Here is a 9,354-nt window from a genome sequence, read left to right on the forward strand (position 1 = left end):
CGGCTTGCTCCAGACCGCGGCCTGTTCCATCTGGTCGCCATGTCCTGGGTCATGTCGATCAATCCGTGGGCGACGCTGGTCGTCGCCGGTCTGCTAGAGGTCCTGTGGGCCTCGGGCCTCAAGAATGTGGGCGTCAGCCGGCCGTGGACCTCGCTGGGGGTTCTGATCGCGCTGGCGGGCAGCATGATCCTGTTGTGGGTCGCCACGCAGAAGCTGCCGATCGGCACGGCCTATGCGGTGTGGACCGGCATCGGGGCGGTGGGCGCGGCCGTGGTAGGCATCCTGGTCTATGGCGAGCCGACGACGGCGGTCAGGGCCGTGTGCATCCTGCTGATCGTGGCGGGCATTGTCGGGCTGAAACTGTTTTCGGGAGCGGCGGCATGAGCGCGCTTCATCAAGGACGCGTCTTGATCCTGGCGGGGTCCGACAGCGGCGGCGGCGCGGGCATTCAGGCCGACATCAAGGCCGTGACGATGATGGGCGGGTTCGCCGCCACCGCCATCACGGCCATCACGGTGCAGAACACCCTGGGCGTCCACGGCGTTCATCCGCTGCCGCTGGATCTGATCGCGGCCCAGGCGCGTGCCGTGCTGGAGGACATCGGGACCGACGCCTTCAAGACCGGCATGCTGGGTTCGGTCGATGTGGTCGAGACGGTCGCGGCCCTGCTGGACGAGGCCGACGCCCCGGCCGTGGTCGATCCCGTCATGGTGGCCAAGGGCGGGCACCCGCTGTTGCCGGATGCGGCGGTCGAGGCGGTCAAACGCCTGATGATCCCGCGCGCGGCCCTGCTGACGCCCAATGCGCCCGAGGCCGAGGCCCTGACGGGCTTTGCGGTCCACGACCTGGACGGCCAGAGGCGGGCGGGCGAGGCCCTGCTGGCCATGGGGGCGCGGGCGGTGCTGATGAAGGGCGGGCATGTGTCGGGGCCGACGGTGATCGACCTGCTGATGACCGCAGACGGCGAAACGGTGCTGGAGGCCGAGCGGGTCGACACCCGCCACACCCACGGCACCGGCTGCACCCTGGCCAGCGCCTGTGCAGCCGGGCTGGCGATGGGTCGGCCGCTGGAGGTCGCGGTAGCCGAAGCCTGGGCCTATGTCGGCGAGGCGATCCGCCGGGCGCCGGGCCTGGGCGGCGGGCACGGGCCGCTGGACCACGGCTGGCCCGTGCGGGGATGAGCGAGCTGGAGGCGGAACTAGCCGCCATCGTGCGCGCCGACGCTGGCCTGATGCACGTCCTGACGACCGTCCGGGCGCTGGGCCTGCCCGATTGGCGGCTGGTGTCGGGAGCGGTCTATCAGGCCGTGTGGAACGCCAGGACGGGGCGGCCGGCGGGCTATGGGGTCAAGGACTACGACCTGGCCTATTTCGATGGTTCGGACCTGTCCTACGAGGCCGAGGACGTCGTCATCAAACGCGTCGCCGCCGCCTTCGACGAACCGTTCCGCAGCCAGGTCGAGGTCCGCAACCAGGCGCGGGTGCATCTGTGGTTCCAGAACCGGTTCGGCGAACCCTATGCGCCGTTGCATTCGACGGATGAGGCGCTGGGGCGGTTCGTGGCTCCGACCTTTGCGGTCGGAGTGCGGCTGGAGGCGGATGACGCCATCAGCGTCGCCGCGCCGTTCGGGCTGGAGGATGTGTTCGCCCTGACGATCCGACCCAACCCAAGCCGGCCGGTGGCCAAGGGCTGGGCCAAGGCCGTCGACAGCGCGCGGGCGCGTTGGCCCGAGCTGACGGTGATCGAACCTTAGAAGGGCCCGTGCTTGCCGTTCGAGGAGAACTCGGGCGGCGCGGCCTTGTGAACATATTGTTCGGCGACCAGCCAAGCCTTGAAGGGGCGCAGGCAGCCCAGGCACAGGGCGACCAGGATCGGCAGGGTCACGACCAGATGCACCCAGATCGGCGGGTGGACGGTGAAGTCAAACACCATCAGCAGGATCATCCCCACCACCCCGACGGCCGTCATGACGAAGAAGGCCGGGCCGTCCGCCGGATCGGCGAAGGCGTAGCTGAGCCCGCACTCCGGACATTCCGTCTGAAGCGTCAGATAGCCCTTGAACAGCGGTCCCTTGCCGCAGCGGGGGCAGCGACAGGCCAGGCCGGTCTTCAGGGTGCTGAGGCGCGGATAATCGGTCATGGGGCGACTATGGGCGCTTCAGACGGCGCTGTCGCGTGGACCGGTTGTCCTAATCGCCGGGCGGGGCGGCTTTGGATGGTCGGGCGACAAAAACACCGTCTATTTCGTCTAATTCGTCTGATCTCGGGGCCGGTTTCAGGTCGTCCAGCGCCTCGAGGCGGGCCATCAGGGCGTCGCGGCCGGCGTAATCGCCGCGCTTGAGGGCGCAGGCCTCGCGGGCGATCTGGCCGACCTGTTCGGCGACGGCGGCGGCGCGGTCGCCCAGGTCGGGTTCCTTGGGTTGGGCCGGGGGCTTGGCGGGCGGCGGAGCGGGCGGGGAAGGCGGCGGAGAGGCCGCCATCCGGGTCAGGTCGGCGTTCAGCCGCACCCAGCGCGCGGCCTCCAGCGCGCGCCCGGCCTGAAGCGCCCGGTTCAGCCGCACCAGGGCGTGGGCCGCCATGGCGCCATAGTCGGGCAGACCCTCGGCCGTCTCGGCCTCCAGGTCGATCGGCTCGCGCAGCGGATCGGGCTGATCCTCGCGCCGCCAGCCCGCGTCCCTGGCGCGGGCGCGAAAGGTGCTGACCGCCATGCCATAGACGGCGCTGACCTCCTCGGCCGTGGACCCCGCCAGATAGGCCGAGCCCGCCGCCTCCCACGCCTCTTTCGACAGGCGGCGATAGCCCCGGTTCTGCACCCGGTCGGCCGCGCGCGCAGCGGGGTCCGAGGTGACCAGATCGGGCAGCCGCAACAGATGCATCGGCAGGCCGTGCGCGCGCCAGAAGGCCGCCTCGGCCTCGGGCGAGGAATCGTGATGCAGGGCGTCGCGATACGTCTGCTCCAGACCCGCCTCGCGCAGGATGCGGATCTGATCCAGCGCCTGCTGGGTCATCGCATCGTAAAACGGATCGCGCGGCCCCTCGAACCCGCCGTCGTCATAGCTGTGGTCGTCGTCCATCCCATCCCCGGCCTGTCGCCCGCGCCCGACACAGGACGCCCCGCCAGTCTAAGGCCGGCCGACATCGTGATAGGGTAGAGGGCGTCGATTTCGCGAAAGGCGAGGGATTTCAACGGCCGGGGCAGGGACGTCGTGTATAGCTAGAGGGCAGATGCGATTTACTTCAACCCCTATTTAGCCAGATGATCCAGCCTTGCCATAAGGTCCCGCAAAGGCTGATCAGTTTGAGCCATCTTCTTGAGAAGTTCCCAAACAGGAGCGCCCCCAAACTCCTTCACTAGTTGAAGCCTTGCATCGCTTGGGTCCGGGTCAGCCCTCTCAAGCATCGACGCCAGAAGCTGCACATATGTCGCACGGCACTCGAGTATGATTTCGTCCCAGCCACGAATGGTAACTCGGCGGTCATCTGACTCGATGGCCGGATTGCCAGGGTTCCCGACGAGCAATCCGCTTAGTTTCGCTGCTGGATGGAACGCTTTCGTGAAGTCCAAGTAATCGCGCAACTGACGATCATGGTCTGACGTAAGTTCAATGGCTGGTGCCTTGAGTTCTACAATCTGGATGACCTTCTTCGAAGGGTCAGTCAGAAATACGAAGTCTGCTCGCTCTTTCTCAGAAATTCCTCGTACCAAACGGCCAGCTCGATCATTCGTATCGCCCGTGAGCGCCGCATGTTCGATGGTGGTCTTTAGATGCCGGTCCGATGTGAGCAGGTCGCCTCGGGGTTGAAGAACCCAAGGAAAATCTTCGATGAGTTCTTGCAGGTCGACTTCGCTCCTCTGATGAACCAGCTTAGTCAGTAGGCTCAATGCGTAAGCGCGTTGAGCAAACGTCACCGCCAGTCCCATTGACTCTGGAACTGAATGGTCGTGCAGCCTCGCAGTAATCTTGAGGAACGCGTCCGGACCGTCGTGGGAGCCCTCGAGCTCTGCCCAGAGATTTTTGATCAGTGTGCGACTCGGGAGGTTGATCCAAGCCATGGAGACAGCTTCGAGAAGCTGATCCGCCACATCGTCCTGATTTTTCCCCAACTCCTTGGTCGCCTCAGCAACTAAGGAATCAATCTGATCGTTTTCGGAGGATGAATAGGTGAGAACTTCTGCCTTTTGACGTCTTTCGGAGGCGCGAATCTTGACCTTGCGTAAGTGGTTCGTAGCTCGATGCCGATCATACTCGGCCAGCCAAACCCCGACCTTTGTCCGCCCCCATTCCAACAGGTCGGCCGAATCTGGATGTGCCCAGTCCAAGTTGGATCTGTCCGTTGAGACTAAATCCTGGTCGAGTTCATCGATCCAGTCTGCTTCGATCACGCCATACATATAGCGCTGGAAAATCTCTTTCCCTTTTGCTCCAAAGAAGAAGGGTCGATCTTGGGCGCTCTTGCCGTGAGCATAAACCGCGACTCCAGCTTGGTCTGATGACCAAGCTGCTGATTTAACGAAACCAACCCAGAAACGGATTTCGTTTCCGCCCAATACTTCTGTCGAATACCCGGTTGCCGGAATTCGAAGCTCGAATTCCGGTGTCGCTCTTTCTTGGTCGAAAGGCGTACCGTTTACGAAGACCCGGAAGTCGTCACGGGCCAGAATGACAGTAAATTTTTTAACAAGTGAGCTCTCAATTTCGCCGTCGCCGAGATCGCTGTTGGAAGTCAGCCTGCTCATACGAATAAGAGTGCCAGAGCGGGAAGTCGAGATGCGAGTCCGCTCGACGAAATCTACTATGTCCTGAGCGGTGTCCGTGGGAAGAGGGGCGTCTACTGAAACTTCACGAGCGTTGAAGACCGGCGGATAGGCCACCCCCCTTTTGCCGGCATCGAGCAGACCGTCTAAATCAAGAGTGAACCAAGTCAGAACGCCTTGGGCGCTCGTCGCAACGTCAACAGTCCGAGCTACCCCGAACGGCGCGAGCTTGCCAATCCCTTTGCGACCCATAGGGCGTCGTCCACCCGGAGACAGCATTTTCGGGCCGGTCCGTTTGGGCTTACCGATGACGAGGTAGCGAGATTTGATCGTAGCCAAATCCATTCCCACACCATTATCGGCGACGGAAATGAACCGATCTTCTGCAGGGCACCCGTCCGCAGACGTAGTTATGTGTATCGCTTTGGCATCCGCGTCCCAGCCGTTCGCTACTACCTCCGCAAGAACATTTCCGGGCTTGTTTTGGTAGAGCCGGATTCCGAGGTGTTCGATCACATTATGATCAAACTCTAGGACGGGCTCGTCGAGGCTGGGCATGGTTTCACGAGTTCCGACTGGTGGAAAAGGGGTTGAAGCGTAACGGCGAGTTTTACGCAACTAATCCTTGTAGCCCCCCTCACACCTTCACCTCTACCACGCCGCCCCCAGCCCTGAACTTCGCGCTCATTTCGGCCATGCCGGCCTCGGCCTCGGCCAGCGAGGCGCCGGCGTCGTTCTGGGCGGCGGCGGCGTCGCGGATGTCCTGGCTGATCTTCATCGAGCAGAACTTGGGGCCGCACATGGAGCAGAAGTGGGCGGTCTTGTGGGCCTCCTTGGGCAGGGTGGCGTCGTGGTATTTGCGGGCGGTTTCGGGGTCCAGACCCAGGTTGAACTGATCCTCCCAGCGGAACTCGAACCGGGCGCGTGACAGGGCGTCGTCGTGCAGGCGGGCGGCGGGGTGGCCCTTGGCCAGGTCGGCGGCGTGGGCGGCGATCTTGTAGGTGATGACGCCGTCCTTGACGTCCTGACGATCCGGCAGGCCCAGGTGCTCCTTGGGCGTGACGTAGCAGAGCATGGCCGTGCCGAACCAGCCGATCATGGCCGCGCCGATCGCGGATGTGATGTGATCATACCCCGGCGCGATGTCGGTGGTGAGCGGGCCGAGCGTATAGAAGGGCGCCTCGTGGCAGTGCTTCAGCTGCTCATCCATATTCTGTTTGATCTTGTGCATCGGCACGTGGCCGGGGCCCTCGATCATGACCTGGCAGCCCTTGGCCCAGGCGATCTTGGTCAGTTCGCCCAGCGTGCGCAGCTCGGCGAACTGGGCCTCGTCATTGGCGTCGGCGATGGAGCCGGGGCGCAGGCCGTCGCCCAGGCTGAAGCTGACATCATAGGCGCGCATGATGTCGCAGATGTCCTCGAAATGCTCGTAGAGGAAGCTCTCCTTGTGGTGGGCCAGGCACCACTTGGCCATGATGGAGCCGCCGCGCGAGACGATGCCGGTGACGCGTTTGGCCGTCATCGGCACGAAGGGCAGGCGCACGCCCGCGTGGATGGTGAAATAGTCCACGCCCTGTTCGGCCTGTTCGATCAGGGTGTCGCGGAACACCTCCCACGTCAGGTCCTCGGCGACGCCGTTCACCTTCTCCAGCGCCTGATAGATGGGCACGGTGCCGATGGGGACGGAACTGTTGCGGATGATCCAGTCGCGGATGTTGTGGATGTTGCGGCCCGTCGACAGGTCCATGACGTTGTCGGCGCCCCAGCGGGTGGCCCAGACCAGCTTGTCGACCTCGTCGTCCACGGACGACAGGACGGCGCTGTTGCCGATGTTCGCGTTGATCTTCACCAGGAAGTTGCGGCCGATGATCATCGGCTCGACCTCGGGGTGGTTGATGTTGTGCGGGATGATGGCGCGGCCGCGCGCGATCTCCTGCCGGACGAACTCGGGCGTCACGAAGTCGGGGATGGCGGCGCCGAAGTCCTCGCCGTCGCGGATGACTTTTTGCGCGCTACCGCCTTCGGCTGCTTGAGCGCCGTGGGCGTTCTGCTCGCGGCGCAGGTTCTCGCGGATGGCGACATATTCCATCTCGGGCGTGATGACGCCGGCCTTGGCGTATTCGTACTGGGTGACCGGGCGGCCCTCGACGCCCTTGAAGACGCGGTGGTGGGAGGTGTCGAAGCGCGGGGCCAGGTGACGGCCCGACGCATGGCCGTTGTCCTCGGGCTTGACCTCGCGCGGATTGGCGACGGGGGCGATGTCGCCGCGATCCAGCTGCCAGCTGGATTTGACGCGGGGCAGGCCGCGCTTGATGTCGATGGTCACGGTCGGGTCGGTGTAGGGGCCCGATGAGTCATAGATGGTCACCGGCGGCTCGTTGGCGGATGCGTGGACGGCGACCTCGCGGAAGGGGACGCGGATGTCGGGGTAGAGCTCGCCCTGGACGTAGACCTTGCGGCTGCCGGCCCGTTCGCCGGTCGGGATGGTCCCGGTCTCCTTCATCACCTGTTCGCGCGCGTCCTTGAGGGCGAGGTCGACGTTCGGCTCTTCGGGCAGGGCGGGCGGGGTGACTTGGATGTTCATGGCGGCCTCAAACGGTTTGAGGTCCGCCGACGTCGGGCGCGAGGGGTCCTGTGACGTCAGGACCGATAGCGTTACTCATCCCTTCGCCGGCATGACCCGGATCAGGTTCGACGGGTCAGAGGAGAAACCTCTATCTCAGCCGCTCGATTGCGACCCCCCGGAGAACGCCTGCAGGCTAACCCGCGTCGCGGCGGATGTCGAGTTGTCCGACACCGCACATAAGTCGTTGTAGGCGCGACGGATTTATTCGGCTATGCGCAAAGCTTGAGCCGGGCGCCGGCGTCGCGTGAGTGAAACGAGGATATGAGCCTGAACCTGGAACGCGTCCTCTACACCAGCCGCGCGCGGGGCAATTCGGACAGCCTGATGATGCAGGTGGACATCCTGGCCACGTCGCAGCGGAACAATGCGCGCGACGACCTGACGGGGGCGCTGCTGATCCACGACGGACGGTTCCTGCAGGTGCTGGAGGGCGCGGCGCAGGATCTGGACCGGCTGATGACGCGGCTGGCGGGCGATCCGCGTCATGACGAGGTGGTGGTGATCGAGCGCAAGCCGATCCCGGCGCGTGGCTTTTCCGGCTGGGCCATGGCCAGCGTGCGCGTGACTCCGGCGCTGGAAGAGACGCTGCGGGCCACGGTGGACGGCGCCGGCGCGCCCCAGCAGACGGTCGAGCGGATGCAGGACGCGGTGCTGGCCCAGGCGGCGTGAACGCCTTCTAAGGCGCCGACCAGCCCTTGACCGAGACGGCCGCCGCGCGCGGATCGGCGTCGAAGCGGAGGTAGGCCTTGGCGTGACCGTGGCCGGGGACGTAGTCCAGGCTGGCGGTCGCGGTCTGGTCGCCCAGAACCCCTTCGATATCCACTGCGGCGGCGGTGTCGTCGCCGTCGTTCTGAACCCGGACGGTCGCGACCTGGCCTGCGGCGGTGACGTCCACGGCGACGATGCGGGCGCTGAGCGCGGGCGGGGCTGTGGGCTGGAGCGCCTCCCACACCACGATGCCGATGGCGGTCAGGGTGATGACGGCGCCGAGCAAGGCCATGCCCCATTGCAACAGAGGGCGGGTCGATGCGGCGGGCTTCTTCGTGGGCATGGGGTCAGACCAACAGACGGGCGGCGGCGGCGCCAATGGCGGCGGGGAAGCCCAGGACGACCATGGTCTGGACCACGCCAGCGACGGCATGGCCGTCGGTGCGCCCGAACAGGAATAGGGTGAACAGGCTGACGGCCAGGGCGATGGCATAGCCGGGCAAGGTGAAATGCAGGAAGGCCTTGATCGGATGATCGGCCTCTTCCTGACCGGCGAAGCCCGCCTTGAAGACGATCTGGTGGAGCAGAAGGATGGAGACGGCGATCAGGGCCAGGATGTGGGCGGGCGTCGCCTTGTAGGCGATCAGGATCATCTCTTCGGTCGGGGCCACGTTCAGGGCGAAGAACAGGGCCCCGGCCGCCATCAGGAACAGTTCGCCGAAATAGGAGGCCTGATCTTCATCCGTGTCGCCTCCGCCGTCGCCGCTGAGCTGACGCCGGGCCAGAAGCGCGCCCATGGCGCCGGGAATGGCCTGAAGCGCGACCATGCCCAGGCCCTCGCGCGGCGGCGCGTCCCATTCGACGACGCCGAACAGGATCAGCAGCACCGAGGCGGTGATGAAGCCGACGGCCAGGGCCACGGCGGTGTCCAGCGCATCGTTGACCGGCCCGCGCCGTTTGGAGAAGCCGGCGTAATAGGCCAGGCCGTACAGCAGCGGCAGGCCGGCGACGATGAAGGTCAGCAACCGCCAGCGGTCCATGATCACGCCCTGCGCCCACATCTCCATCGTCATCAAAAGCGGGATGTTGAACACCAGGGCGCCGGCGAAGGCGCGCCCCAGATCGCGGACATAGGCGCGCTCGCGTTGCAGATCCAAAGGGGGCGCGGCGGCGGTCATGCGGCGGCAACGCTTGGACGCCGGCTTTGGCTCCGGACCACTTGTCGAACGGCGTTCAGGCGGCGTTCATTCGCAGCCAAGCTTGGT

Annotated in this window: 10 protein-coding genes and 1 riboswitch; of the genes, 4 read left to right on the forward strand and 6 right to left on the reverse strand. The window is 65.1% G+C overall.

The features are described 5' to 3' along the window. Nucleotides 1-39: 39 nt before the first annotated feature. Genes ASF31_RS06850 through ASF31_RS06860 form a run of 3 tightly spaced genes read left to right on the forward strand, consistent with a single transcriptional unit; the run spans nucleotide 40 to nucleotide 1,753 of the window. Nucleotides 40-384, forward strand: coding sequence for a multidrug efflux SMR transporter (locus tag ASF31_RS06850; protein WP_055753961.1), 345 nt, complete (start codon nucleotides 40-42; stop codon nucleotides 382-384). Continuing rightward, on the forward strand, nucleotides 381-1,181 hold the full coding sequence (thiD, locus tag ASF31_RS06855; RefSeq protein ID WP_055753962.1) for a bifunctional hydroxymethylpyrimidine kinase/phosphomethylpyrimidine kinase: 801 nt from the start codon (nucleotides 381-383) through the stop codon (nucleotides 1,179-1,181). Before ASF31_RS06850 ends, thiD begins: the two co-directional genes overlap by 4 nt. Next, nucleotides 1,178-1,753: a nucleotidyltransferase family protein gene (locus ASF31_RS06860; protein WP_055753963.1), complete on the forward strand. Its 576-nt coding sequence runs from the start codon at nucleotides 1,178-1,180 to the stop codon at nucleotides 1,751-1,753. The genes thiD and ASF31_RS06860 overlap by 4 nt, the downstream gene beginning before the upstream one ends. Here ASF31_RS06860 and ASF31_RS06865 read toward each other — a convergent pair. The 4 genes from ASF31_RS06865 to thiC all read right to left on the reverse strand — a co-directional run bounded on the left by ASF31_RS06865 (nucleotide 1,750) and on the right by thiC (nucleotide 7,258). Next, nucleotides 1,750-2,139 (reverse strand): DUF983 domain-containing protein, encoded by a 390-nt coding sequence (locus ASF31_RS06865; protein ID WP_055753964.1) that lies wholly within the window; start codon nucleotides 2,137-2,139, stop codon nucleotides 1,750-1,752. The two genes, ASF31_RS06860 and ASF31_RS06865, sit on opposite strands and share 4 nt — an antisense overlap. Nucleotides 2,140-2,188: 49 nt before the next feature. Then, on the reverse strand, nucleotides 2,189-3,073 hold the full coding sequence (locus ASF31_RS06870; RefSeq protein ID WP_055753965.1) for a hypothetical protein: 885 nt from the start codon (nucleotides 3,071-3,073) through the stop codon (nucleotides 2,189-2,191). 170 nt (nucleotides 3,074-3,243) lie between these two features. Next, entirely contained in the window at nucleotides 3,244-5,313 is a 2,070-nt protein-coding gene (locus tag ASF31_RS06875) for an ATP-binding protein (protein WP_055753966.1), read from the reverse strand. A 79-nt stretch (nucleotides 5,314-5,392) separates the two neighbouring features. Then, entirely contained in the window at nucleotides 5,393-7,258 is a 1,866-nt protein-coding gene (thiC, locus tag ASF31_RS06880) for a phosphomethylpyrimidine synthase ThiC (RefSeq protein ID WP_082465078.1), read from the reverse strand. Nucleotides 7,259-7,399: 141 nt separating this feature from the next. Continuing rightward, nucleotides 7,400-7,509, reverse strand: a riboswitch (TPP riboswitch). 133 nt (nucleotides 7,510-7,642) lie between these two features. On the opposite strand from thiC, the gene ASF31_RS06890 reads away from it, so the two are divergent. Next, a complete protein-coding gene (locus ASF31_RS06890) occupies nucleotides 7,643-8,050 on the forward strand; it encodes a BLUF domain-containing protein (protein ID WP_055753969.1) in 408 nt (135 codons plus the stop codon). Nucleotides 8,051-8,057: 7 nt separating this feature from the next. Here ASF31_RS06890 and ASF31_RS06895 read toward each other — a convergent pair whose 3' ends face one another. Continuing rightward, nucleotides 8,058-8,432: a hypothetical protein gene (locus ASF31_RS06895; RefSeq protein ID WP_055753970.1), complete on the reverse strand. Its 375-nt coding sequence runs from the start codon at nucleotides 8,430-8,432 to the stop codon at nucleotides 8,058-8,060. A gap of 4 nt (nucleotides 8,433-8,436) precedes the next feature. After that, on the reverse strand, nucleotides 8,437-9,267 hold the full coding sequence (locus ASF31_RS06900; RefSeq protein WP_055753971.1) for a TIGR02587 family membrane protein: 831 nt from the start codon (nucleotides 9,265-9,267) through the stop codon (nucleotides 8,437-8,439). Nucleotides 9,268-9,354 lie beyond the last annotated feature (87 nt).

Source organism: Brevundimonas sp. Leaf280 (genome assembly GCF_001422455.1).
GTDB lineage: Bacteria > Pseudomonadota > Alphaproteobacteria > Caulobacterales > Caulobacteraceae > Brevundimonas.

What these genes read in the sequence shown, in the direction of transcription:
- ASF31_RS06850 (WP_055753961.1), top strand. Translation starts at nt 40, where the DNA reads ATGTCCTGGGTCATGTCGATCAATCCGTGGGCGACGCTGGTCGTCGCC.
- thiD (WP_055753962.1), top strand. Translation starts at nt 381, where the DNA reads ATGAGCGCGCTTCATCAAGGACGCGTCTTGATCCTGGCGGGGTCCGAC.
- ASF31_RS06860 (WP_055753963.1), top strand. Translation starts at nt 1,178, where the DNA reads ATGAGCGAGCTGGAGGCGGAACTAGCCGCCATCGTGCGCGCCGACGCT.
- ASF31_RS06865 (WP_055753964.1), bottom strand. Translation starts at nt 2,139, where the DNA reads ATGACCGATTATCCGCGCCTCAGCACCCTGAAGACCGGCCTGGCCTGT.
- ASF31_RS06870 (WP_055753965.1), bottom strand. Translation starts at nt 3,073, where the DNA reads ATGGACGACGACCACAGCTATGACGACGGCGGGTTCGAGGGGCCGCGC.
- ASF31_RS06875 (WP_055753966.1), bottom strand. Translation starts at nt 5,313, where the DNA reads ATGCCCAGCCTCGACGAGCCCGTCCTAGAGTTTGATCATAATGTGATC.
- thiC (WP_082465078.1), bottom strand. Translation starts at nt 7,258, where the DNA reads ATGAAGGAGACCGGGACCATCCCGACCGGCGAACGGGCCGGCAGCCGC.
- ASF31_RS06890 (WP_055753969.1), top strand. Translation starts at nt 7,643, where the DNA reads ATGAGCCTGAACCTGGAACGCGTCCTCTACACCAGCCGCGCGCGGGGC.
- ASF31_RS06895 (WP_055753970.1), bottom strand. Translation starts at nt 8,432, where the DNA reads ATGCCCACGAAGAAGCCCGCCGCATCGACCCGCCCTCTGTTGCAATGG.
- ASF31_RS06900 (WP_055753971.1), bottom strand. Translation starts at nt 9,267, where the DNA reads ATGACCGCCGCCGCGCCCCCTTTGGATCTGCAACGCGAGCGCGCCTAT.